Below are 23,801 nucleotides of genomic sequence, written 5' to 3'. Positions count from 1 at the left end.
GTCCCGGTTAGAGTCCGATGGTGACGGTGACGACAGCGACGACCACGACGATTCCGGCGGACCAGTCCTTCCTCGACGCGGTGCGTCGGGCCGACGTCGGCGGGCTCGCCGACCTTCTCGACGCGCAGTTCTGCCCGCCGGCCGTCTTCGGGCTCCTCGTCCGGCACGAGGATTCCCGCGTGCGGTACCTGGGGCTGGTCCTGCTGTCCGAGCGCGTCACCGCGGGCCGGACCGGCGACGAGCAGGAGATGGCCGAACTCGCCCGGCTGCTGCCGGTATCGGTGGCGGGGACCCCGGAGGAGGCACTCGTCCTGGCACGGCTCCACGAACGACTGGGGCCCTACCTCCGGGGGTCCCACCGGCCGTCGTGGCGTACGGCCGCGCTGCCGGTACGAGTACGGATCGCCTGGCTGCGCGCCGAGCTCCTGAACGATCCGGCAGTGCTCCGTCGGGAGCCTCCGGGTGAACTGCTGTACCAGGCCGTGCGGGAAACGACCGCCGGCTCCGCGCACCGGCCCGAGCACCTCGTGAAGGAGCTGGCGGACAGCGGCGACCCGGTGCTCCAGGCCGATGCGCTGCGGCTGGCCAGGGAGGGGCTGCACGCCGGCCTGCTGGCTCCCGTACTGGTCCGCGCACATGTGATCGGCCTGCTCGGCGCCGACAGCGCGGACGTCGTCACCGCCGCCCTGGGTGAACTCGCCGAACCCTGGGCGGCCTTGGAGCCCCTCCCCTCGGGGCGGCTCGCGCCCTTCCTCACCGCGGGGTCGGTGACCGCACGGCCCGGGGCCGCCGGTGCCGCACTCGCGGCCGCGGCCCAGCACGGACACCACGGGCTGCTGCGGCAGGTCATCGGCGATCCGGACCTGCCGCCGGGTCTTCGCCGGCGCGCGATGGAACTGCTCGGTGAGCTGGCCGACCGCGGGGACGTCGGCGCGTTGACGGCCGTCGCCGCGCGCGACCCGCTGCTGTTCGGCGGTCCGGCGGTGACCTGCCTGCGCGCGCTCCACCGGCGCGGACACTTCCCGGACGGTGCGCACGTCCCGTCCCTCATCGGCCTGGCGCTGGCCGACCACACGATCGCACCCCACGAGGTCGCGACGATCCTGTTCACCTGCCGACAGGAGATGCTCCGCGTCCTGGTGGACGCGCCCGCCGACGATCCGAGCTGGCCGCGCCGGCTCGCGCTGCTGGTCGCCCTGGCCGGACAAGGAGCGGGGGAGCTTCCGATCGGGGCCGCGATCACCCGGATCCTTCCCGAGGCCCGGGTGCCGGGGCCGTTCCTCGACGCGATCCGCGCGGTGCGCCACGCGGATGCCGAGGACGCGGTGATCGCCCTCCTGCCATCGGCGCCCGCGGCGGCCCTGGACGCTCTGGAGGCCATCGGCGGGCACCGGACGAGGACGGCGCTGCGGGAAGGGCTCGGTCTCGCCGCGGACCAGGGGCAGGAGCAGGAGACCGGGGGAGGGATCGCGCCGCACCTGCGCGCGGTGCGGAACCGGGCCCTCGAGGTGCTGTGGCATCTGACCGACGATCCGGCGCAGCGGCGCGGCCTCCTCGTGCGCCTCGATCCCGCCGACCTGCCGGCGCGCATCGCGACGGACCTTGGTGGGCCGGACGAGCGGGAACTGGCCCTGCTGAGTTCCCACCTGGACCCGGACCAGCCGGTGGCGGCCCTGTGCAGACTGGCCGCCCACGGCGGCCCCGGCACGCTGCCGGTGATCGCGGACCTGCTGCTGCGCGTCGTGGCCGAGCTGGCGGCGCCCCGGGAGCCGGGCGCAGCCGCCCCGCGGCCCGACGGCGGACAGCCGGCCGGGGAGCCCGTGGTGCCCCAGGAGATCCTGGACGCCGTACACGGCCTGGGCCGCCGGCTCCACGAGCGGGGCCGGATCAGGCCGTCCTGCCTGCTCGACGCGCGGAGCGCACAGGAGGCGGGGCACACCCTCGTCGCGACCATGGCGCTGGACCTGCTGGAGCGGCCCGGACTGTCGAACGCCGAGCAGGTGATCCTCCTCGAACTCCTGCTCCGAGCCCCCTACGCGGGCACCCGTGCGCGAGCGCACCGCCTGCTGCGCCACCGCGACCGGCACGTGCGCAAGCACGTGATCGCGCTGCTCGCCCGGGACGCCACGGGGGACGACGCGCAGGCGCTGTCGGCGACGCTGATCACGCTGACGACCGCCCAGGACATCCAGACCGTCCGGCAGGCGTTGCTCGCCCTCGGTCACGCGCGGGCCCGCTGGGCCTCCCGCGCGATCGCCGCATGTCTCGGCCATCCGAACATGAACGTCAAGAAGACCGCCGCAGCGGTCCTGGTCGGTGCGGGCACCTCCGCGGCGGTACCGGAGCTGCTCCGCCAACTCGGGCGCCACGACAATCCGGGGCTGCGCGGCACGCTCGTCGAAGCGCTGCGCGCGATCCTCGGCGACGCCTACCCGGCGACCGTCCTCGCAGCCGCCGAACACACCGAGGACGGCCGCGCCCGCGCACTGCTGCTGGAAGGCCTCGACGGCATGCTGCCCGCGCGCTCGGTCCTCGCCCTGGACGACCAGGCCTCACGGGTCGCGCCGACCCTGCTCGCGCTGGTGGCGACCGGTCGGGTCGGCTTCGCTTCCGGGACGGCCGAGGACCTGTCGGCGGCCATGGCCCGGCACGGGATCACCCCACCCGCCGTACCGCGGTCGGCGGTGGACACCGGAGCGGGCCTCGACGTCAGCTCGCTGGCGACGCGGGGCTGGCACGCGCCGACCGCCCTGCGCCTCGCCGCCCGGCACGAACTGCCGCATCCCACCCGGCTGCGGGAGCTCCGGCCCATGCTGCCGGACTGGCTGGGCCTGGCCGCCACGGAGGGACCCGCAGGGCGGGCCCGCGTCCTGCGGCTCACGCTCCGGCTCTGCCCCGCACCGCGGACGCCCGAGGAACTGACGGCCTTCGCCCGGTGCACCGGAGTCCTGCTCGACGGCCTCGCCGAGGCCTCCGCGGAAGACCGGCACGGGCTCATGGCGGTACTCGAAGCGGTCGCGCCGAGCCTGCCCGAGGCCGGGGGGCAGGGCGTCGCCGAGGCGGTACGCGCACTGCCCCGCGCCCCCTCGGACAGCCCGTCCACACTGACGCTGCTCCGCAGCCTCGGCGCGGTGCTGGTCCGCGCCGACCTCGACCGCGCACTGGCCTCGGCCCGGCTGGCGACGAGCCCCGGGCAGGCCGAAACCGCCGTACTGCGGGCCGCCTTCGCTCCTCCGCCGGCCCCTGAGGCCACCACGCCATCGACTGCGTCGACCACCGCGTCGGCCACGGCGTCGGCCGAGGCCGAGGAGTGGCGGGCCGCGCTGGACGCCGCGGTGCGCACACCGGGCGCCCTGGAGGAACTCCGCCGACGCGACCGGCCAGGCCGGCCCGATCTGCCCGATCTGCCCGATCTGCAGTACGACGGCACCGTCCCGGACTCCCGGGACCGCCTGGCCGCGCTGATCGACGCATACCCCTCGACCGGCACGGAGGTCCGCGCCGCCCTCGTCGACTGGATGACGGACATCCAGCCCCTCGACGCACCACCCTGGACCCTCGCCGAAACCGCCCGCACGCCGGCGCCGCGGCCGAGGACCGTACGCATCGACGACCTCGACCAGCCCCGGTCGACCGCACTGCGGGACCGCCTGCTGGCCATGTTGCGGGCACCCGCCGAGGACCGCCGGCACACCGCGGCCCTCGCACTCCTGGAATGGCCCGAGCCCGAGTGCCGGCTTCCCGTGCTCCGAGCATTCCTACGGGGCCGCATCGACGTACCCGTCGGCGACGACCTGGCCCGCGCACTGAGCGCCATCGACGAGAGGGAACTGCGCGGGGACGACATCCAGCACGACAGGGTCGCCCTCACGGCAAGCCGACTCGAGCCGTGGGACCTGCAACCGCTGGTCCCGCTGCTGCTGGAATGGTGGGAACACGACCCGCCGTCCGACAGGGCCGCCGTCGGGCGGGCACTGTTCCGGGTCCCCGCCGACGTACTGGCGCAGCGCCTCGGGGACCGCCTCCACGCCGGTACCTGGGGGTTCCTCGACCTGCTGCGCGGGCGTCCCCTGCTGCGCACCCCCGCGCTCACGGAGACCTGCCGCCGGCTGCGAGCCGAAGGACGCGACGGCCTCGCGGACTGCCTGCTCCTCGTGGAAGGCCCGCTGCGCCGGCCGGACGCCGTGGACCAGGACGCCGCCGCGCTGGCAGCGCTCCGCGACCGTGGCCCGGCCGCGTCGGCAGGAGCCCAGCAACCCCGTTCCCGGCAGGAGCTGTTGGACCTGGCCCGTACGGGTGACCCGGTGCGGATACGCCAAGCACTCACGCGACTGTCCGAGGGACACACCGGCCCGGACGCCGACCAGGACCCCGGCCTGCGGGACCTGATCGGAGAGTTGCTGCGTCACCCCAGGCCCAAGGTCCGCCTGCACGCCCACCGCACCTCGCGGGCCATGCTGGACCGGCAGACCCACCTGCACCACACGTCGATCCTGCTGGACGACCCCCAGCCGGACCTGGTGCGCACGGCGATCCGTACGCTCTGCCGCGCGGGCTGGGTCCCCGCGATCCCCACGGTGACGGGACTGCTGGAACACCCGCACCCCGTCGTCCGCAGGGCCGCGGCCGAAGGACTCGTCACCCTGGGCGCAGGGGCGGTCCAGGCACTCACACACGCCGCGGACCACGCCCGCCCCGACAAGCGGTCCCTCTACTCGGAGATCCTCGAACAGATCACGCTCCACTAGGCGGGGTGCGTCTACTCGCCCCTGGTCCAGGCCAGGAAGCGGCTGAACAGCCCGCCCTTGGACTGCGGTGCGGCACCGGAACCCGTATGCGAGGGACCGGAGTTGGCGGGAGCGGCGGGGGCCGTCTGCTGCTGGGGTGCCCAGCCCGCGGTCGATCCGGCCGCCGCGGCCGCCCCGGCCGAGCCCGCCGCCTGGGGAACGCTCCTCGGGGTGAAGCGGATCGGGAGGGTGACCAGCGAGCGGCTCCACGGAATCGGCGCCCAGGTGAGCGACTTGAACGGGACGCGCAGCTCGACGTCGTGCAGCTGGTTGAGCAGCGTCTCGACCGCGGTCACGGCCATCATGAAGGCCGGGTCCTTGGCGGGGCAGGCGTGCGGGCCCGCTCCGAACGCCAAGTGGGCCTTGGAGCTGAGCTGTTCGCTGTGCGCCGTCAACTTCGGGTCGGTGTTGGCCGCGGCGAACGAGATCAGGACCGGGTCGTTGGCCCGGACCATCCTGCCGCCGAGCTCCACGTCGTGCGTCGGGTAGTGCGCGGCGTAGTTGGCGATCGGAGCGAAGTTCCAGAGCGTCTGGGAGACCGCGTCCTCGACGGGAAGGCCGGCCTGCCAGTCCTCGCCGAGGTACAGGGCACTACTGGTGCCGATGGCCGCGGCCAGCGGCGCGGTGCCGCCGGAGAGCAGGGTCACCAGCTGGTGCAGCACCTCCTCGTCGGTCAGCTGGGCCGAGTGCTCCATCAGGCGCGTCGTCAGGTCGTCCGTCGGGCGCCGCCGCTTGAGGGCGATCAGCTCGGTGAGCGCCCCGCCGAGCACCTCGTCGGCGCCGGGGGTTCCCTCGAAGAGGCCGCTGATGCCGGCGATCACGCGGTCGCCGATCTCGGGCGGGCAGCCGAACAGGTCGCTGAAGACCAGCAGGGGCAGCGGCTGGGCGTACTCGGCCATCAGCTCCGCCTGCCCGCGGATGTCCGTGCTGAACTGACTGATCAGGTAGTTGGCGGACTGCTGGGTCTGCCTGATGAGCTGGTGCTCGTCGACCGTGGCGAGACTGTCCGTGACGGCCAGCCGCAGTCGGGCGTGTGCCGCGCCGTCGCTGAGGAGCGCGTTGGGGCGGTATCCCATCATGGGCAGTGCCGGGCTGTCGGCCGGGACGCGGCCCTCGTTGAGGGCGTTCCAGCGGCGCGAGTCGCGCACGAAGGAGGCGGGGTTCTGCAGGACGTACAGAGCTGCGTCGTAGCTCGTGACGAGCTCGACCTGGACGTCCGGCGCGATGTCCACGGGCGCGCTGGGACCGTAGTGGCGCAGCTCCGCGTAGTGGCTTTCGGGGTCGGCTCCGAACGAGGGGCCGTACATCTGGACGTTCCCGTGCGCAGGGCAGCCGGGGGGTATCTCGTGCGGGTCGTGTGGCTGTTGCATTCCTGCGCTCCTAGCCGAGTTGGGACATGAGGTGTTTCACGAGGGTGATGAGGGCCCGCGCGGAGGAGTTCTCGTCCCGCACGTCGCATTCCACGACAGGGGTCTCGGGGGTGAGGTTGAGGGCCTCGTGGATCTCGTCGAGCGGGTAGTGCGTGGTGCCCTCGAAGTGGTTCACGGCGATGGCGTACGTCAGGCCGAAACGTTCGACGAGGTCCAGGACGGGGAAGGACTCGTGCAGCCGCTCCGGGTCGACGAGCACCAGCGCGCCCAGAGCGCCCCGCGAGAGTTCCTCCCACATCTCCTTGAAGCGCTCCTGGCCGGGCGTTCCGAAGAGGTAGAGCACCAGGGTGTCGCTCAGGGTGAGCCGGCCGAAGTCCATGGCGACGGTGGTGGTCGTCTTGTCGGGCGTGCCCGACAAGTCGTCGAAGCCCACGCTGGCTTCGGTGATCTCTTCCTCGGTCCTCAGGGGCTCGATCTCGGAGAGACTGCCGATGCAGGTGGTCTTGCCGACCCCGAAGTGACCCACTATGAGGATCTTCACCGCGTGGGAGACGTCTGGATCCAGGTACACGCGTTTACGCTCCGAATCGATTCTTCAGGCCCTCGAGGACGGCGCTGACCAGTTCTCTGTCGACACGTTCGGCGCGCGGTATCGGTGTCCTCGCGAGGATGAGGCCGTCATCCTCCAACTGCGCCAGCAGGATGCGGACGATGCCCAGGGGCAGGTGCGTGTGCCCTGCCACCTCGGCCACGGACAGGAAGCCCTTCGCGATCAGGTCCATGACCTGCCCGGCTTCCGGCGACAGCGTGCGCGCCGCGACCTGTCCGTTCTCCACCGCCGCCGTCACGAGCGTCGTGTGCTCGTACTCGTGCTCCGGGGGCAGTGCTCGTCCGTTCGTGATCACGAACAGGGGGACTAACGGGGAAGTCAGTTCAAGCTCGTCGTCCTGTTCGAACCCATCAGGCACGGCCTGTCCCCTTCCCTGTTGTCGCCGTCGCCGTCGCCGTCAGCCGGGGAACCACCTCGTGCAGACGCGTCGTGAACTGCTCGATGTCGCAGTCGTGTTCGGCTGCGGCGGCGAGGAAGGCATCGGGGCCGGCCGCCATCAGGAAGATCCATCCGTGCTGGAACTCGATGACCGTCTGGCGCCATTGCGCGTCCTCGGCGGTCCCCGCGAACTGGGAGGTGACCCGGCTGTAGGCGTGGATGCCCGTCATGGCCGCGGAGATCGTGTCCGCGAGGTCGCGGCTCATCCCGTCGGTCGCTCCGCGGGGAAGGCCGTCCGACCCCAGCAGCACGGCGTGGCGGGCGCCCTTGACCTCCGACATCACCCGGTCGAGCTCGCCGAGGACGAATCCCGCGTCACCGGCGCTCTGCTTCCGCGGGGCGCTCCCGCGCGGACCTCCGGCGTCCTCGCTGCTCACCCGGGGAGGCGAGGTGAGGTTGTTGCCCAGGCGGGCGACGAGACGGTGCATGCGGAAGGAGATCTGCTGCATGTCCACATCGGGCGCTGCCGCGGCGGCGAGGTAGGAGCCCTGCCCCGCCCCGATCAGGAAGCTCCAGCCGTGCGAGAACTCGATGATGGTCTGGTTCCACTGCCGGTCCTCCTCCGGACCGGCGAAGTGGGCCGTCGCCCGGCTGAGCGACTGCATCCCGGCCATGGCCGCGGAGATGGTGCGTACGTCCTTCTCGGCCAGGCCTTCGGTCGCGCCGCGAGGAAGGCCGTCAGCGGAGAGCAGGACGGCGTGCCGTGCGCGGGGCACGTTGTGCACGATGTCCTCGAGCATCCACGAGAGGTCTGCGGTCATGCCTCTTCGGGCCCTTCGAACGAGGTGGCGTCAAGGTTGCGACCGGACAGCGTGCCCCGCTGGAAGGCGCCCAGACTGCGTCCGGAAGCGCGGCCCGATTCCCCCGAGGTCCGCGGCGCCGGTGCGGCGGCGTCCGGATCGGGGACGCTCGCGATGGGCGCCTGGCGTGCGCCGCGCTTGGGCAGACCGTGCATCGTGCGCGACGTCGCGCTCTGCGACAGCGTGGGCTCGGGCGTGGTGGGCTGCGGCGCGACGGGCTGTGGCGGCCGGCTCTCGGTGGCGCGCCGGATCTCACTGACCGGAGCCTCCTGGACGGGCGCCGTCTCCTCCATGGTCCACAGCTCCTCGGGCAGGAGGACGACGGCCCTGACGCCGCCGTACCGGGAGACTCCGGTGACGTCGACCTTGAAGCCGTGCTGACGTGCGATCAGGCCGACGACGGGGAAGCCGAACTTCGGCTGGGTCCCGAGCTGCGACAGGCGGGGGGCGACTTCCCCGGAGAGCAGCGCGGTCGCCCGCTGCCGCTCCTCGTCGTTCATGCTGACACCGGCGTCGTCGATGACGATGCACAGGTTGTTCTGGACGCGCTGGAACGTCACCTCGATCGGCGCGTCGTGCTGCGAGAAGCTGGCAGCGTTGTCAAGCAGCTCCGCCACGGCGAGGGCCACGGGCGCGACCGCGGACGCCTTCAGGGCGAGGCTGGTCTGCTGCATGATGGCGACCCGGTGGAAGTTGCGGATCTGGCCCTGGGCACTGCGCACCACGTCGTAGACGCTGGCGGGCCTGCTGCGGCGGCCGAGCGGCGCACCGCACATGACGGCGATGCCCTGAGCCTTGCGCGCCATCTGGGCGTTGGCGTGGTTCACGTCCAACAGGTCGCTCAGGACGTTGTGTCCGCCGTACTTGCGCTGGATGCCGTCCAGGAGCGTCGTCTGCTCGGCCGCGAGGCTCTGCAGGAGACTGGCGGCACCCTTGAGGACGGCCTTGGTGTTCTCCTCCGCCGCTTCCTTGGCCTGGCGGAGCGTGGCGTCCTGCTCGCTGCGGAACCTCTGCAGCTCGGCGTGCGACGCGTGCAGGTAACTGTCCGCCGCGAGCAGCTGATGCCTCAACTCGGCCTCGGTGTGCTCCTTCTTCGCCCCCAGTGCTCTGTTGCGGGCGACGAGTGCCACGACCGCGGCGACGGCTATCGCCGCCACCACGACCAGGCACCACACAAGTGCGTCTCGATTCATGGAAACCTTTCCCGGCGCGTGCCATGCGGACGGCTGCAGATACACCTCGCGAGGCCCCGCAACACAGCTGATCGGCACGGTTCACCTGCTGTTACGCGGAGAGCATGCCGCCGATCCAAATCAGCATCTGCGTCGAAACGGAACAAGATCACAGATGCCGGGATGCTATCACCGGATGTTCGGCCCGCCGGACGCCCACTATCGCACCGCATCCCCCCAACCAAGGCGCCACGACGGCGGGTTGACATGGACTTTCGACCCCCTGTACCGGTCGCCGGCCCGCCCGTACCGCAATCGATCTGTTAAGCAGTTCTTCACGAGAGGAGCGGTGATCTCTCACATCTATCTGACGCACCGCCAACCGAGCGCCGGACGGGCGGGCCCCGCCGGCAGGTTGTGGCGCCCGTCTCATTGGGGGGAGTTCGAGCGGGGCGCGGCGGATCCGGCGCGATCGACTCGGCGTTCACGATCGACTCTCGGCCTGGCGGCGGAATTTCGCTCTTTCGCCGGCCGCGGCCGGGCAGCTTCTCTTGGTCAGTGCGCCGACGCGGCGGACCGCACCGCCAAAGCCAGCCCCCTGGAGGACTCGTGACTGCACATCAGGAGTGGAGACTCGACGCCGGAACGGCACGGATACTTCCCGCGAGCGACAAGGGAATCGTCAAGCCGCTCATTCTGGCCAGCAAGGCGGGGCCGGGCGAGACGAACCTCGAGGCACTCCAAGCCCGCCTCTACACCACCACGTACTCCTTCGGTGACGCACTGCACGCCCGGGGCCACGATCTGATCCTGGTCGGCTTCGACGATGGCGCCGCCCCCCTGGCCGACCTGGCGGACACGGTCACGGAAGCCCTCCGGCGAGCGGCGGCCGAGCAGATCGGCGGCGCACCCCTGGCGGTGGGCGGCATCGGCAGGGGAGCCCTGGTGGTCCGCTACGCCCTCGCCCGGATGGAGTCCCGGCAGGAAGACCACCGAGCCGCCGGCTACTTCTCCTTCAACGGAACGGCGCCGTCCCCGGAGGAGAACGCCGAGCTGGACAGGCTGGGCAGTTGGCCGCGGAGGCCGAAGAAGGTCAAGCTGGTCGTCGGCGACCACACCAGCGGCCTGAGCGACGACGACTTCGACGACAGCGCCACCGCCCCCGCGGACCCGGAAGGCCTGCTGATCCCCAGCGCGGAAGGCTCCTGGCTGCTGGACCACCTCGCCTAGGTCCCACCCCCGCGTAGAGGGTGGGTTAAAGTCAATGCCGTTGACATAGAGGTGATTTGGCGGTTCAACGGATACCAGGGGGTGGCGTCCGATGACTGCTCGACTGGTGGACCGGATCGGGCTGGGGGATCTGACCGAGGTGTTCCCGCCGGAGCTGGTGGACGCGGTGCTTGCGAAGTCCCGGAGCCGTGAGGTGCGGGTGCGGCTGCTGCCGCCGAGGCTGATGGTGTACTTCGTGCTCGCGCGGGCGTTGTTCTCCGGTGAGCCGTACCGGGAGGTCCTGCGGACGCTGGCCGAGGCGGTCCGGCGTGAGGATGGGTGGGGTGCCTGGCGGGTCCCGGACAAGGCGGCCGTTTTCCGTGCCCGCCAGAATCTCGGGGTGGAGGTGCTGCGTGAGCTGCTGGTTCATGCCGGGGCGGCGGTGGCCGACGAGCGGACGCCGGGGGCGTTCTGGCGGGGTTTCCGGCTGATGGCGATGGACGGGACGACGCTGCAGGCTGCGGACACGGAGGCCAATGAGGCCGGGCTGGGGCGACTTCGGACCAAGGCCGGCAAGGGACCCACCGGATATCCGCTGGCCCGGGTCATGGTTCTGGTCGAGTCCGGAACCCACGTGGTCTGCGACGCCGCGGTCGATTCCTACCGGGTCAAGGAACGGGTCCTGGCCGAACGGCTTGCCGGCTCGCTCCGGCCGGGCATGCTGGTCCTGGCCGATCGAGGCCTGCCCGGAGCCCATATCTGGCAGCACCTGGCCGCCACCGGAGCTGACCTGCTGTGGCGGATCCCCGGTATCTGGAAACTGCCCGTCGAGGAGGTTCTTCCCGACGGTTCGTGGACCTCCACCGTCCGCGGCGGGCGGGGGCGAAGCGTCCGGCTGCCCCAGGACATCCGAGTCCGCGTGATCGAGTACAGCCTGGACATCCCGGGCCGTGACCAGGCTGAACGCTACCGGCTCATCACCACCCTCATGGATCCCGAAACGGCGCCCGCCGCCGAACTGGCCGCCCTCTACGGCGAGCGGTGGGAGGTGGAGAACACCCTCGCCGAACTGAAAACCACCCAGATCGGCACCCGCACCGTCATGCCGAGCAAGAGCCCTGACCTGGTGTTCCAGGAGATCTACGCACACCTGGTGCTCTACACCGGCCTGAGAGTCCTGATGCACAGAGCAGCGGTGAACCGCAGTGAACCACTTGATCCGGACCGGCTCTCCTTCTCCGCGGCCCTGCGGGCAGCCCGCCGGAGCATCACCTCGCTGAACAGGGATTTTTCCCCCTCAGTACCTGTCCACGGTGGCCCGTGAACTCGAGGAAGAGATCAACCCGCCCCGCAGACTCCGGGCCGTGATCCGTCAGGCGAAGCGCAAGATGTCCCGCTTCCTTTCCTGGAACCCCGACCGGCCACGACCGCTACAGCCAACCCGTCGTCCGGCAGAAACACTGCAGGTCATCGCGGCCGTCACACCTCCACCAGACCCCTAAATCAACGGCATTGGGGTTAAAGTCCCAGCTGGGTGAACTGATGACAGAAGCAGAAGCAGAAGCAGAATCGGTGCCCGGCATCGCCCCGTGGATGCACGTCATCACAGCAGGCGGCGGTGTGGGTCTGGACGAACTCCTGCCCACGTCCGGCAGCGTCTACGTGGCACGCCTGGACGGTCGGCGAATGACCGACGAGCTCTCGACGTTCCAGCACTTCGACGAACTGCTGAAGTTCCCCGCGTATTTCGGATGGAACTGGAATTCGTTCCACGATTGCCTCCGCGACCTCCAATGGCTTTCGTCGGACCGCCACGTCCTCATCGTCGACGCCGCCGAGAGCGTCCTTTCCGAGGACGACGTCGCGCGCGCGGAGCTTTTCAGGACCCTATGGCGCGCCGGCCGGCGGTGGTCCTACACCAAGAGGCCCGAGGGCGTCACGCTCAGCAGGCTCTCCGTCGTCCTGTCCTGCGGCAAGGAGACCGCGTCCGAGGTCGCGAGACAGCTCGAAGCGCTTCACGCCCCACCGCGCGCCTAGCCGACATGTCACGTGCCGTCCGCCCCGCCGGCCACGCCTTCCGTGTCCGTTCGGGTCGTCATGGGGCTCACACCTTGGCCCGGGTCCTGTTCCCCTGAGCGTCGCAGGGCAGGACGGCCTGGGGATGCGAGGCGCGCAGGGTGCGCAGGGTCTGCGACTCGACGGCCGCGATCGCCTTGGGCGGTACGTTGATCAGCCAGCCGAAGGGGCGGTCCACGTCGCGGATGATGAACAGCGCGCTGCCCAGCAGGACCGTGATGACGACCAGGGCGGCGAGCTGTCCGCGGTTGTCCCGGTGCGGAACGGCGATGCCGAGGGAGATCACGGTCACCGTCAGCGCGCACAGCAGGAACCAGAACATGGGCGCCGGGATGCTGGGGGAGGCCTGGGCCACCCGCTCCTCACGGGCCAGCGCCCGCTGGTCGTCGGCGGCGATCAGCATTCCGAAGGCCTGCTCGGCACGCAACTGCCGGAACACCTCGGGGAAATCGCCGCTCCACTCGTCGGAGGCGGAGGAGGCGCGGACCTCGGCCATGGCCGGCCACTCCGCGAACCGCACCGTCCGCGCGTAGCAGACGGTGTCCTCGAGCAGCCGAGTCCGCTGGGGCTCGGGGGCGTACCCCGCCATCGACGCGAGGTGGCCCAGCTCGTGCGCCTCGCGCCGGGCGGCGCTGTCGGCCAGCCCGTACGAGGACGAGGCGGTCACCAGCACGAAGGCCAGCAGCAGGATGGTCAGGGTCTGCATCGGGCCGATCAGGTCCTGGACGCCCATCCCCGGCTCGCTGTCGCGGACCAGCCGCGGGCGCAGGTACCGGTTCGCGGCGAAGGACGCCACCAGCGCGAGCACCAGCACCACGATGATCACCACCGGCCACACCTCCCGTCAGGGCATCCTCCAGCCCTGCCCCGCCCCCACTCCCGCCGCCGCGCCCGGCCCGCCACCCGAACGGCCCCCGCACGGCTCCGGGCCCCGTTCCAGAGCCCGGAGCGGACCCCGACGGCGCACGGAGACGGCCCCGGCCGAAGGGGGGAGTACGCGGATGGACTTTGGCGAACCGGCCGACGCCCTTCGGTGAACCAGGGCTCCGGGAACGTACGCTCGTACGTGCAGACCTGCTGACATGGGAGAACCGGCCGTGACCGGCACCGAATTCCTCGCTTCCGTCATCGCGACCGGACGCCTGCACGGCATCGGCATCGGCTCCACCCTCGACGAGGTCGACCGAGCCTTCGCACACCACTTCGTCGATGTCGTCGATGTCGTCGGCGAGGGCGGCGCATCACTGCGCCGTGATTACGGATTCGTGGAGTTCTACTTCAACCGCGGCGAGGAGTGGGTGGCGTCCGGCGGGTCGATCGAGCTGCACCGGCTCGCATCCGACCACGGCACGGGAGAGGAATGGGCCCGGAACACGGGTGTCGGGTTCCCCCGCTACGTGGCCTGGGAGGACGTGCGGAACGCGCTCGCCCGCGTCCCCGGAGGCCCGGAATTCAAGGTGACCGACCAGGGCGGCTTCCTCGAATACCGGGCGGCCGCGTCCAGCGTCTCCGTCCTCGTCGTGGACGACGAGGAGGAGGAGCGGGGCTGCCACCCGGGGCACGAGGACATCTGGAGCGTCAGCCTGTGGGCGCCGGTACGCGCGAGGTGACGGCCGGCCGCGCACTTCCCGGAGTGGCGGCTTCCCGGGGTCCGGATCCGTCGGCCGGGTTCAGCTCTTGCGGGCCAACGGCTGCCCGGCGAAGCTCACCCCTGCCAGGCCGTGGGCCATGAGGTTGCGAATGTTGGCGTGATCAGTGCCGTTCGGCGTCGCCACCACACTGCGGTAGTGCTCACCGAACGCCAGCAGCGCCTCTTGGTCGCTCAGCCCTTCCAGCACGGCCAGTCCCAGCGTCTTGCAGGAGCCCTCGTTCTCGCCTGCGGCGTTCTCCACGTCCCCGTTGCGGAACGCCTGCGGCTGGTACGCGTAGTGCGCGGCGACGAAGGCCAAGGTGTCGGCGAACTCGTGCCCACCCGACGCAAGGCTCGCCCGCAGCGAGTTCAGATCAGTCATGTTGCTTCCCCGGGGTATGACGGACGATCCGATCGCCGTCCGTGACCGGACGACATTACCCCCTCGCGGCCGGCCCCCCGGAATCGCGCGACACGTCCGAAGGATCGGCATCTCAGCAGGTCACGAGGGCGCCGGCCCCGGCCGGAGGTGTCGACGGGCGCCCTGTGACGGCGGCCCGCGCAGGAGCTCCGGAGCGGGTTGGCCCCACGTCGCGTTCCGCACTTCGATCAACCGTCCCTCAAGGGGGGCGCTACCGGTCCCGGCCACAGTGTTTGGCGTAGGAACCACTTGCGGTCAGGCCCGGTGTGTCCCCCGGAAGGGAGATCCGAATGAATGCTGCACCACACATGGCCGACGTGTGGAAGCGAAGCGGGACCGATCAGAACACCGCAAGGATCTCCCGGGTTTCCATGCGGCGGCACCCTCGTGCCGCGCTGGGCCGGGAAGTCGGCAGCGGTTCTTAGCTCACTGCCCGGGACGACGTGCCGGGCCGTCAACGGGGTACGGGGATGGGACTTCTACGCATGAACATCGGCCAGGCCATGCTCGACCGGCCTTTACGCCGGCTGCCCTGAGGGGTCGGGAGCCAGGTCATGACGCGCCATCTGCCGCAGCCGGCCCTGTTCGGCTGCGAGCGACCTGTTCTGTCCGCCCTGCGCCGGCAGCGCCGTGGCACCCGGCTGCCAGAGGCGCTGATCCCGAGCTCCCGGGCTCCCACCGCGATCCCGAGCTCCCACCGCGCCCCGCACATTGCGCCGAACCGGATCCTCGACCCGAGGTGGACGACGAGAAGCCGGCCGTGGGCCCGGCCGAGCCCCTGCGATGTCCGGCGGGCATCTCCCCGTGCGCTCCGGCGAGAGCGAGACAGCTGCCGCGACCGGCAGCGGCAACCGGCAGCGGCAACCGGCTGCGGCGACCTGCAGCGGTGACTTCCCCATACAGCGCCCTACCAACGGAGTACGGCCGATTCGAGAGGACATGAACGTGAAGATTGTGCTCGCCCGACGCGGAACCCAGGACTGGCAGGAATCGGCAGACCTGGTCAGCAAGGTGTTCGCACGCAGCTTCGGGGCCGAAATCACCCCGGATCCAGAAGAGTTCATCGCCTATGTGGCGCCCGGCGACGACGGCCGGGACGCGGTCCAGGCCTGCATCGGTGTCTCCTTTCCGGAGAACGGACCCGTCTTCCTCGAGAGATACCTGGAGGGTTCCCTCGAGGAGACGCTGTCCCGCGAGACCGGCCGGCCCATCGAGCGCCACCAGATAGTCCAGCTCGGCAGCGTCGCCTCGGTCCAGCCGCTGGCCGGCGCGGAGATCTACCGGGCCTTCCCGCTGATCTCGACGTGCCTGGGCCGCTCGTACGCGGTGATGACCATGACGGACCGGTCCGCGCGGCTCGCCGCCCGGATCGGCCTGATCACCCACCGCCTCTGCGAGGCCGACGGCTCCCGGCTGGAGCCCGAGGAACTGGCCACCTGGGGCACCTTCTACGACCAGAAGCCCGCCGTGCGCTGGGGCACCCTGGCCGACCACACCCAGCAGCTGTTCACCGGCTTCGAGCGGTACGCGCTCGACTCGGTGGACATCCGGCTGCTCTCCATCAAGCGGGAGGAACTCAACCGTGCTGCCTGACATCGCGTCCGCGACCACGCGGAGCTCGCTGCCCGCCGCTCTGCTGGCGCAGGCCGAGAGCGACCGTCCGATGGTCAAGGTCCTGACCTCCAACGGCGCCCCGGGCGCCGAACACAGCTACCGGACGATCATCCGGGCCGCCCGCGTGCTGGCCGCGCGCCTGCGCCGGCGCAGCGCCGAGCTCGGCCGCCCGGTCCGGGTGGGGCTGCTCGCCGAGAACTCCGCCGAGTGGGTCGTCGCCGACCTGGCCGCGCTGTTCGCACGGGCGGTGGAGATCCCGGTCCCCACCGCCTTCACACCGGACCAGGCCGCCTCGCTGCTCGCGGGGGCCGACGTATGCCTGGTCGATCCCCAGGGCGCGCACTGGCTGGATGCCGCCGGCAGCACCTCGGTGCTGCCCGCGGGCTGCCCGGTGCAGGACATCGACATGGACGCACTGGGCCGGGCCGCCGACAGCACCCTGCTGGCGCCGCTCGCCGAGGAGATCGCCGAGGCCGAGGCCGCCGCGGACACCGTCGTCAAGGTGGTGCACACCTCGGGAACCACCTCCGCGCCCAAGGGCGTGAAGATCCGGCTGCACGGGATGGAGGCGCTGCTGGCCTCGCTGGGCGGCCGCGTCGACGAAGCCGCCTTCGCCCGCTACCTGTCCGTGGTGCCCCTCAGCCTGCTCATCGAGCAGGTCGCGGGGCTGTACATGCCCTTCCTCAACGGCGGCAGCGTCACCTTCCTGCCGCCGGGCACGGCCCTGATCGGCACCTCCGCCTCGGCGGGCCCGCGCATGCTCTCGCTGCTGCGCCAGGCACGGCCCACGGCCATGGTCGTCCCTCCCACCGTCGCCGGGCTGCTGCTGTCCCTGTGCGAGCAGAACCCGGACGAGGACCGTGACCAGCGCAGCATGCGGCTCTTCGGCCACACCGACCCGGTCTTCATCGCCTGCGGAGGGGCACCGGTCTCGCCGGAGGTGCTGGACCGGCTGACGGACTTCGGGATCACCCTGTACGAGGGCTACGGGCTGAGCGAGAACAGCTCGGTGGTCGCCTGGAACTTCCCGGGCCGGCAGCGGCTGGGCACGGTGGGCCGCCCGCTGGACCACGTCCACGTGGAGCTGGCCGAGGACGGTGAACTGCTCATCCGCAGCAGCTCGCTGTTCGCCGGCTACACCCAGGAGGACCCCTCCAGCGTCCACGTGGACGAGAACGGGCTGCTGCACACCGGCGACCTGGCCACCATCGACGAGGACGGCTACATCCGGATCACGGGCCGCAAGAAGAGCCTGGTCATCACGGCCGGCGGCCGCAACCTGTCGCCCGAGTGGGTCGAGGCCCGCTACCGCGAGCTGGTCTTCGTACGCGAGGCCGCCATCGTCGCGGACGGCCTCGACGAGGTGCTCGGCCTCTTCGTGATCGACTCCGGCACCGACCGGGACCAGGCCCGCGCCCTGATCGAGGAGTTCGGTCCCGGCCGGCTCTCCGACATCGAACGGGTCACCTCGATCAGCCTGCTGGCCGAGGACGACCCCGAGTACGCCTCCTGCTTCACCGTGACCGGCCGTCCGCGCCGGGACGCCGTCCGCACCTTCCTGACCCGTACCCGCGAGGAGATCACCGTATGACCACGGCCCAGCTCACCAGCACCCTGCGCACCACGTCCTACGGCACCGGCAGCGGGCTGCTGGTGGAGCCCGGAGAAGGGCAGGACCTGACCGCGATCGACCCGGCGGAGCTGCGGGAACTGCTCTCCGGGGCGGGATTCCTGCTGCTGCGCGGATTCGGCGCGGACATGGCCTCCTTCACCACCCTCGTGCAGAACACCTCCTCCTCCACGACGCTCGACCCGGCCCGCGACTTCTACTCGGAAGTGGCCCAGAAGGTCGACGCGGGTCTGGACGAGGTCGGCCTGCACACGGAGAACGGGAACAGCCCGTTCCGGGCCCATCTCGCCTGGTTCTTCTGCGAGAAGGCCGCCGCGACCGGTTCGCAGACCACCGTGTGCGACGGCTACCGGGTCTGGGACGCCCTGTCGGACGAGGCGCGGACCGCCTTCGGCTCCGAGGACCTGGTCTACAGCCGCTACGTGGCCGAGCCCCAGTGGCGGGCCATGGCCCACCACCTGACCGGCAAGCCCGCCGAGGACATCCACGTCTCGGAGCTGGAGGCGCTCGCCACCTCGGTTCCGGGCACGGTGGTGACACCGGACCCGGACGGCGGGGTGCACTACGCCTTCCGTACGCCGGCCGTCGACTCCACCCTCTTCGGCGAGCGGCTCTCCTTCGCCAACAGCATCCTCGGCCCCTCCTTCAACTACGAGAAGCCGCGCATCACCTTCGCCGACAGCGGCGAGATCCCGGCGGACCTGCTCGACGAGATCACCCGCACCACCGCGTCCCTCACCGAGAACCTCGACTGGCGAGACGGCGACGTGGCGGTCATAGACAACACCCGCGTGATGCACGGCCGCAGGGCGATCACCGACCCGGACCGAACCATCTACAACGCGCTCAGCTTCATCGAGCCCGCCCGGCCCGCAGTTGCCTGACTCCTCTCGAAGGTAGATCCCTGATGTTCACCACCCTGGGTTCCGTGCTGCACGCGAAGCGGAAACTCGCCCTCCTGGTCGCCGTCGTCTGCGCGGTCCTCGCCGCCGTCTTCGGCGGCGCCGTCCAGACCATGGTCACCAACGGCCTCTCCGACTACGACGACCCGACCGGCCCGCACACCGTGGCCCGCTCGGTCATCCAGGACGCCACCGGCGTCGATCCGCAGCAGGGCTACGCCCTGCTGATCCGCACCGACGAGCCGATCCGGGCCGGCCTCGAACCGCCGCGGGCGGTCTCCGCGGGCATCGCCCTGCTGAAGGAGCGGCCCGAGGTGCAGCGGGTGGTGGACTACGCCACCGACCGGAACCCGGCGCTCATCTCCAAGGACGGCCGGAGCACGGTCGTCCTCGGCGCGGTCCGGCCGATGACGGAGAAGGAGACCAAGGAGGCCGAGAAGGCACTGATGGCGGCGATCGACGCCGATCCCGTCCTGAAGGGCCACGCGCACCTGGGCGGGCCGACCATCGGCATGGTCCAGGTCGGCCAGGTCACCGCCAAGGACCTGGCGATGGCCGAGGGCCTGGCCATGCCGGTCATCCTGATCCTGCTGTTCCTCGTCTTCCGGGGCCTGGTCGCGGCGCTGTTGCCGTTGGTCGGCGCGATCTTCACGCTCCTGTTCACACTGGCCGGGCTGCGCCTCGCCATGCTGTTCGGCAACGTGTCCTCCGGGGCGCTCAACCTGGCCTTCGCGCTCGCGCTGGGTCTGGCCGTCGACTTCGGGCTGCTGATCATTTCCCGGTACCGGGACGAGATCGCCGTGCACGGCGCCGGAGTCCTCGCCCTGCGCCGGACCATGGAGACGGCCGGGCGCACCGTGCTGTTCAGTGGTCTGACGGTGGCGGCGGCACTGGCCGCGCTGCTGGTCTTCCCCCAGCCGTACCTGCGGTCCATGGGCCTGGCCGGGGTGATCACCTCGCTGGCCGCCGTGCTCTTCGCGGTCCTCGGGCTCCCGGCGATCCTCGCCCTGCTGGGCGAGCGGGTCAACTCGCTGGCCCCGCGCCGCCGGCAGCGGGACACCCGGGTCGAGGACCCGGCCGTACGGCGCTGGCGCGCCATCGCCTCCGGCGTGATGCGCCGGCCCGTCACGGTGGCCGTCGCGGCGATCGTGGTACTGCTGGCCGTCGCCTCGCCGGTGCTCGGCATCCGCTTCACCGGGGCCGACGCCTCCGCCCTGCCTTCGGACATCAGCGCCGGCAAGGTCGCCGCCGCGATGGCCGAGGACTTCGAGAAGCCGCCGTCCTCGCCGCTGCGGATCGTCGTGGAGGACGCTGCGGGCGCCGGTCTCCAGGCCTACGCCGACGAGGTCGCCCGGATTCCCGGAGTGGTGGCGGTGGCTCCGCCGGCCCGCCTGGACGCCGGGCACTGGGAGATCGACGCGGTGCTCGCGGGCAAGCCGCTGGACGGCGCGGCCCGGGACGCCGTCGAGGGAGTGCGGGCCCTGGAAGCGCCCGCACCCGTCAAGTTCACCGGCCAGACCGCGGACTTCCTGTCCCAGAAGGACGGGATCCGCGACCGGCTGCCGCTGGCCATCGGGGTGCTGGCCGTGGTGACACTGCTGCTGCTGTTCGCCTTCACCGGCTCGGTGGTGCTGCCCTTCAAGGCGCTGCTGATGAACACCCTGTCCACCGGGGCCGCGCTCGGCTTCCTGGTCTGGGTCTTCCAGGACGGCAACCTCGGCTTCGAGGCACAGAGCGGGATCGAGAGCACCACCCCGGTGCTGGTCTTCGCGCTCGCCTTCGGCCTGTCCACCGACTACAACGTCTTCCTGCTCGGCCGGATCAAGGAGGCCAAGGCCTCCGGCCTGGACGACCGCGACGCCGTCACCGAGGGACTGGCCCGCACCGGCCGCACCGTCACCTCGGCGGCGCTGCTGTTCTGCGTGGCGGTCGGCGCGCTGGCACTGTCGCGGCTCGTCTTCGTCAAGGAACTGGGACTCGGCACCGCCTTCGCCGTCATCCTCGACGCCACCCTGGTACGAGCCCTGCTCGTACCCGCGCTCATGGTCCTGCTCGGCAGCGCCAACTGGTGGGCCCCCGCTCCGCTGCGCAGGCTGCACCGAGCACTGCGACTGGACCGCATGGAGGCAACGGAACCAACGGAACCAACGGAACCCACCCCCGCCCCCCGCACCCAGGAGCTGGTCAAGCCCTCGGCGTGAGCCCGCGCCCGGCACCGTAGAAAAGGAGCTGCTGACAGGACCGCGTTCGAGCGTGCGCCCCGGGGACCGTCCCACCAGCCCCGGGGCGGCCCCCGCCGGATGCCCGCCCGAGTTCCACTCGACCCGGAATCCACCCGGCCTGGATTCCATGCGGGCAGGATTGCCACAGCCAGCCAGCCAGCCAGCCAGCCAGCCAGCCAGCCAGCCAGCCAGCCAGCCAGCCAGCAGGCTGGCTGGCTGGCCAGTTCTTCGCCCGGGGAGGTACTTCCGTTGCGCGCCGCACCCCGCCGCGACCGAGCCGTTTCCCGAGGAGTCCTGATGAATCCGTCCGCCACCACGCCGCTGCTGCCGGCGCACCAGACGATGCTCCTGGCCCACCGAGCCATGGTGCACGACCTGGGCCGGATAGCCCGTACCGCAGAACAGCTCGCCACGACCCCGGACCCCGAGCGGGCGGCCGCGCTGCGGGCCTACGTCGACAAGCTCTTCCAGGTCATCGAACACCACCACGAGGGCGAGGACGATTTCCTCTGGCCCCGGCTGCGCGAACTCGGCGCGGACGAGGCGGCGCTGGACCTGATGACCGAGGAACACGAGATGCTCGCCAAGCTGCTCCACGCCTGGCACGTGGCGAGCACGAGGCTGGGCACGGCCGACGATTCCGCCGCCGAACTGGCACAGCTCACCGCGGGCGTACACGATCACCTCGCCGAGCACGCCGGTGACGAGGAGCGGGAGCTGCTGGGCCGGCTCTCCCCGGCCCTCGGCGAGCAGATCTGGAAGGAGCACGCCACGCACATGCGCAAGACCGCCCCCGGCTGGACGATGAGCTTCCTGCCGTCCTGGTTGCTGTCCGTGGCCGCGCCGGGCGAGCAGCACGGCGTACCCGCCGTCCTCATCGCACGCCTGTTCAGCGCCCGCCTGAAGAGGACCCGGCGAGCAGCCTTCGGCGAGAACTACTCCCTTCCCATCGACAAGCCCCAGCACCCGTAGCGCGCACGTGGAGAACCGAGGTCAGGCCCGTGATTCAGATGGACGCCACCTCGTGGAAAAGTTCCCTGCGGGCCCTTTTCGGAGAGGGAATGTTCGCGGCCGTGGGGCCGCGGCGGCGCGATGACTGGCGCCTGGACGCCCTCGACGTCATGCAGCATCGGACGGACGATCCGCGTGCCTGGCCGAAGGCTGTCGCGGACAGCCCGTTCCTTACTGTCACGCCAGGAGACTTCAGCACGGCCTTCCCTATATCCAGGAGGGGCGCCGAACAAATCCTGGTCACTCTCCAGGGTGAGTGGTTCCAAACCGAGGACATTCCGGATTTTGACGAGCGAGAGGCCGAGCTGACCTCGCAGGCGAGAACGATCCTGGAAAGATTCGGAGAAGACGCGCTGCTTTTCACCAACGCGTCAACGGCGCGAGAGAACCCCCACGCCGATATGTTCCGCCGCGAGGGCGCCTATGAGGGCTTCACGGGCCACGCGATGGATTGCGGTGTAATCGCCGTCTCCACCAAAGAAGTCGGCATCTTCTGGGCCTTCACCATCGACTGAGGACTTCACTCGTCCTCACGGCCTTCGCGCTGGACGTGTGTGTTCCTTGGTCGGAGAACAGGATCCAGGCGAAGGCCGCTTCTGTGTGCGGCGATTGTCGAACCGGGTGGTCACGTTCGATCCGACCCTTCGGCGCCGAACGTTGAGGATCAGGCTAACCGCGCGCAGGATCCGTATCCCGCTTCGCGGCACGGTCGAGGCTGTTGATGATCCACTCGGCCAGATCGCGGCCGTCGCGCTCGGCGGCGCCCGCCCACAGGGTCTCCCGTTCCGCGGTCGTGCGCACCTGGAGTTGGACCTGCTTGTCCTCGCGCTCGTCGGCCGTGTCGGCCGGTCCTGTCAGGGCCGCCTGCCGCAGGTGCTGTCGGAGCGTGTTGCGGGACCATCCCTCCTGAGCGGCGCGTTCCAGCCACATCGCACGCTTCGCCGGCTCCAGCGAGGCGACCTCGGCATGGTGCTGGAAGCTGACCTTCGGGTGCCGTTCGGCGGCCGGGAACCGCCTGGCGATCCAGGCGTAGTTCCGCAATGTCTTGTAGTCCAGGGATGTTTCTTCCATGGCCTGCCGGTAGCGTCCGGGGTACATGTCCTGGCCGAAAATGAGCCAGTCGCCGAGCCACCAGCTCGAAGAGTCCGCTATCAGGTAGAGGTGCTTGCCGAACCGCTTCCACTCGGCCAGGGGGAAGTCTGGTGGCAGGGACAGGCCTGTGCGGCGTGTGAGGGCCGCCGCACCGGGAGAGGATCGGGGCGCGGTGCGCAGGGTGGTCGTGCTGGCGGACGTCTCCATGCTGATCGCTTCTCTGGTCAAGGTCGGTCGGTGGAGGGAAAGCCGGTGAAAGCCGGAGGAGAGCCGTCGGTGTGCCGACCGCTCCGCCCCGTAACGCATCGTCGAACGCGGTTCAGCGCCCTGGTCATGGGGCGAAGAGCCGTAGTGGTGCGGGTACATGGGTCGAAGCTGACGGGGTGGGGAGTTTCCGTCGAGGGGTTCGTGCGCTTCTCGCCACGAGAGGGGCGTGGCGGGTCGTGAACGAGTCACCGGGAGTTCATGAGGGTCCTCTTGGTGGTCAGGTGCTACGGTCCGGCCGCAGTGCCTGACCACCGTCCCGGGAGTAGCTGATGAACCGTGCCGCGCGCGGCACTTTGGCGCGAAAGTGTCGCCGGCTCGACGAGTGACGGCGGCTCGACGAGTGACGGCGGTCGGCCACGCCGAGTCCTGGAGCACGGGTGGCCGGTATGTGGAGTTTCACGTGGATCTACCGCTTCCCGGGCGGTGAGCAACTGCGCTGGTCAACAGGGAGTCTGGCATCGCATTCGGGCCGTGGTCCAGATCAATCGACTGGCATTAATCAGCCTGGCAGCGGGAGGCCAAGGCTGGGGGCGGGTGGTACCCGTATCAA

Annotated in this window: 19 protein-coding genes; 11 read left to right on the top strand and 8 right to left on the bottom strand. The window is 70.7% G+C overall.

Annotated features, from left to right (window positions below; all coding sequences use genetic code 11):
* The first annotated feature begins 26 nt into the window (after positions 1-26).
* A complete protein-coding gene (locus ACODT5_RS11295) occupies positions 27-4,748 on the top strand; it encodes a HEAT repeat domain-containing protein (protein ID WP_422519030.1) in 4,722 nt (1,573 codons plus the stop codon).
* A gap of 11 nt (positions 4,749-4,759) precedes the next feature.
* Here ACODT5_RS11295 and ACODT5_RS11290 read toward each other — a convergent pair whose 3' ends face one another.
* Genes ACODT5_RS11290 through ACODT5_RS11270 form a run of 5 tightly spaced genes read right to left on the bottom strand, consistent with a single transcriptional unit; the run spans position 4,760 to position 9,198 of the window.
* A complete protein-coding gene (locus tag ACODT5_RS11290) occupies positions 4,760-6,157 on the bottom strand; it encodes a cytochrome P450 family protein (protein WP_422519029.1) in 1,398 nt (465 codons plus the stop codon).
* 10 nt (positions 6,158-6,167) lie between these two features.
* The gene (locus ACODT5_RS11285) at positions 6,168-6,728 is read right to left on the bottom strand and encodes a GTP-binding protein (RefSeq protein ID WP_422519028.1); all 561 of its coding nucleotides are present in this window, start codon (positions 6,726-6,728) and stop codon (positions 6,168-6,170) included.
* A 4-nt stretch (positions 6,729-6,732) separates the two neighbouring features.
* Positions 6,733-7,125 (bottom strand): DUF742 domain-containing protein, encoded by a 393-nt coding sequence (locus ACODT5_RS11280; protein ID WP_422519027.1) that lies wholly within the window; start codon positions 7,123-7,125, stop codon positions 6,733-6,735.
* The gene (locus ACODT5_RS11275) at positions 7,118-7,966 is read right to left on the bottom strand and encodes a roadblock/LC7 domain-containing protein (RefSeq protein ID WP_422519026.1); all 849 of its coding nucleotides are present in this window, start codon (positions 7,964-7,966) and stop codon (positions 7,118-7,120) included. Before ACODT5_RS11275 ends, ACODT5_RS11280 begins: the two co-directional genes overlap by 8 nt.
* Positions 7,963-9,198 (bottom strand): ATP-binding protein, encoded by a 1,236-nt coding sequence (locus tag ACODT5_RS11270; protein WP_422519025.1) that lies wholly within the window; start codon positions 9,196-9,198, stop codon positions 7,963-7,965. The genes ACODT5_RS11275 and ACODT5_RS11270 overlap by 4 nt, the downstream gene beginning before the upstream one ends.
* A gap of 588 nt (positions 9,199-9,786) precedes the next feature.
* On the opposite strand from ACODT5_RS11270, the gene ACODT5_RS11265 reads away from it, so the two are divergent.
* From ACODT5_RS11265 to ACODT5_RS11255, 3 genes are all read left to right on the top strand, one after another.
* On the top strand, positions 9,787-10,407 hold the full coding sequence (locus ACODT5_RS11265) for a lipase family protein (protein WP_422519024.1): 621 nt from the start codon (positions 9,787-9,789) through the stop codon (positions 10,405-10,407).
* Between the two features lie 91 nt (positions 10,408-10,498).
* On the top strand, positions 10,499-11,710 hold the full coding sequence (locus ACODT5_RS11260; protein WP_422519023.1) for an IS4 family transposase: 1,212 nt from the start codon (positions 10,499-10,501) through the stop codon (positions 11,708-11,710).
* Positions 11,711-11,928: 218 nt separating this feature from the next.
* The gene (locus ACODT5_RS11255; protein WP_422519022.1) at positions 11,929-12,423 is read left to right on the top strand and encodes a barstar family protein; all 495 of its coding nucleotides are present in this window, start codon (positions 11,929-11,931) and stop codon (positions 12,421-12,423) included.
* A gap of 67 nt (positions 12,424-12,490) precedes the next feature.
* On the opposite strand, the gene ACODT5_RS11250 is transcribed toward ACODT5_RS11255, so the two are convergent.
* Entirely contained in the window at positions 12,491-13,291 is an 801-nt protein-coding gene (locus tag ACODT5_RS11250; RefSeq protein WP_422519021.1) for a bestrophin-like domain, read from the bottom strand.
* 268 nt (positions 13,292-13,559) lie between these two features.
* Here ACODT5_RS11250 and ACODT5_RS11245 point away from each other — a divergent pair, with 268 nt between their 5' ends.
* Complete coding sequence (locus ACODT5_RS11245; RefSeq protein ID WP_422519020.1) at positions 13,560-14,072, top strand: hypothetical protein; 513 nt, start codon at positions 13,560-13,562, stop codon at positions 14,070-14,072.
* Positions 14,073-14,132: 60 nt separating this feature from the next.
* Here the strand turns inward: ACODT5_RS11245 and ACODT5_RS11240 are convergent, their stop codons facing one another.
* Complete coding sequence (locus tag ACODT5_RS11240; protein ID WP_422519019.1) at positions 14,133-14,474, bottom strand: HopJ type III effector protein; 342 nt, start codon at positions 14,472-14,474, stop codon at positions 14,133-14,135.
* Positions 14,475-15,452: 978 nt separating this feature from the next.
* On the opposite strand from ACODT5_RS11240, the gene ACODT5_RS11235 reads away from it, so the two are divergent.
* From ACODT5_RS11235 to ACODT5_RS11210, 6 genes are all read left to right on the top strand, one after another.
* Positions 15,453-16,106 carry a thermostable hemolysin gene (locus ACODT5_RS11235; RefSeq protein WP_422519018.1) on the top strand — a complete coding sequence of 218 codons (654 nt, stop codon included), beginning with the start codon at positions 15,453-15,455 and terminating at the stop codon, positions 16,104-16,106.
* Complete coding sequence (locus tag ACODT5_RS11230; RefSeq protein WP_422519017.1) at positions 16,096-17,718, top strand: AMP-binding protein; 1,623 nt, start codon at positions 16,096-16,098, stop codon at positions 17,716-17,718. The genes ACODT5_RS11235 and ACODT5_RS11230 overlap by 11 nt, the downstream gene beginning before the upstream one ends.
* Positions 17,715-18,641, top strand: coding sequence for a TauD/TfdA family dioxygenase (locus tag ACODT5_RS11225; RefSeq protein WP_422519016.1), 927 nt, complete (start codon positions 17,715-17,717; stop codon positions 18,639-18,641). Before ACODT5_RS11230 ends, ACODT5_RS11225 begins: the two co-directional genes overlap by 4 nt.
* A 23-nt stretch (positions 18,642-18,664) precedes the next feature.
* Complete coding sequence (locus ACODT5_RS11220; RefSeq protein ID WP_422519015.1) at positions 18,665-20,860, top strand: MMPL family transporter; 2,196 nt, start codon at positions 18,665-18,667, stop codon at positions 20,858-20,860.
* Between the two features lie 318 nt (positions 20,861-21,178).
* A complete protein-coding gene (locus ACODT5_RS11215; protein ID WP_422519014.1) occupies positions 21,179-21,853 on the top strand; it encodes a hemerythrin domain-containing protein in 675 nt (224 codons plus the stop codon).
* Between the two features lie 29 nt (positions 21,854-21,882).
* Positions 21,883-22,407: a hypothetical protein gene (locus ACODT5_RS11210; RefSeq protein WP_422519013.1), complete on the top strand. Its 525-nt coding sequence runs from the start codon at positions 21,883-21,885 to the stop codon at positions 22,405-22,407.
* A 154-nt stretch (positions 22,408-22,561) separates the two neighbouring features.
* Here the strand turns inward: ACODT5_RS11210 and ACODT5_RS11205 are convergent, their stop codons facing one another.
* On the bottom strand, positions 22,562-23,191 hold the full coding sequence (locus ACODT5_RS11205; RefSeq protein ID WP_422519012.1) for an LmbU family transcriptional regulator: 630 nt from the start codon (positions 23,189-23,191) through the stop codon (positions 22,562-22,564).
* Between the last annotated feature and the right edge of the window lie 610 nt (positions 23,192-23,801).

It is taken from the genome of Streptomyces tatrensis, assembly GCF_049310065.1.
GTDB lineage: Bacteria > Actinomycetota > Actinomycetes > Streptomycetales > Streptomycetaceae > Streptomyces.
The sequence above is the reverse complement of the archived record's forward strand: the minus strand, read 5'-3'. Positions and strand labels throughout refer to the sequence as shown.

What these genes read in the sequence shown, in the direction of transcription:
- ACODT5_RS11270 (WP_422519025.1), bottom strand. Translation starts at nt 9,198, where the DNA reads ATGAATCGAGACGCACTTGTGTGGTGCCTGGTCGTGGTGGCGGCGATA.
- ACODT5_RS11220 (WP_422519015.1), top strand. Translation starts at nt 18,665, where the DNA reads ATGTTCACCACCCTGGGTTCCGTGCTGCACGCGAAGCGGAAACTCGCC.
- ACODT5_RS11240 (WP_422519019.1), bottom strand. Translation starts at nt 14,474, where the DNA reads ATGACTGATCTGAACTCGCTGCGGGCGAGCCTTGCGTCGGGTGGGCAC.
- ACODT5_RS11215 (WP_422519014.1), top strand. Translation starts at nt 21,179, where the DNA reads ATGAATCCGTCCGCCACCACGCCGCTGCTGCCGGCGCACCAGACGATG.
- ACODT5_RS11225 (WP_422519016.1), top strand. Translation starts at nt 17,715, where the DNA reads ATGACCACGGCCCAGCTCACCAGCACCCTGCGCACCACGTCCTACGGC.
- ACODT5_RS11290 (WP_422519029.1), bottom strand. Translation starts at nt 6,157, where the DNA reads ATGCAACAGCCACACGACCCGCACGAGATACCCCCCGGCTGCCCTGCG.
- ACODT5_RS11255 (WP_422519022.1), top strand. Translation starts at nt 11,929, where the DNA reads ATGACAGAAGCAGAAGCAGAAGCAGAATCGGTGCCCGGCATCGCCCCG.
- ACODT5_RS11275 (WP_422519026.1), bottom strand. Translation starts at nt 7,966, where the DNA reads ATGACCGCAGACCTCTCGTGGATGCTCGAGGACATCGTGCACAACGTG.
- ACODT5_RS11205 (WP_422519012.1), bottom strand. Translation starts at nt 23,191, where the DNA reads ATGGAGACGTCCGCCAGCACGACCACCCTGCGCACCGCGCCCCGATCC.
- ACODT5_RS11235 (WP_422519018.1), top strand. Translation starts at nt 15,453, where the DNA reads ATGAACGTGAAGATTGTGCTCGCCCGACGCGGAACCCAGGACTGGCAG.
- ACODT5_RS11260 (WP_422519023.1), top strand. Translation starts at nt 10,499, where the DNA reads ATGACTGCTCGACTGGTGGACCGGATCGGGCTGGGGGATCTGACCGAG.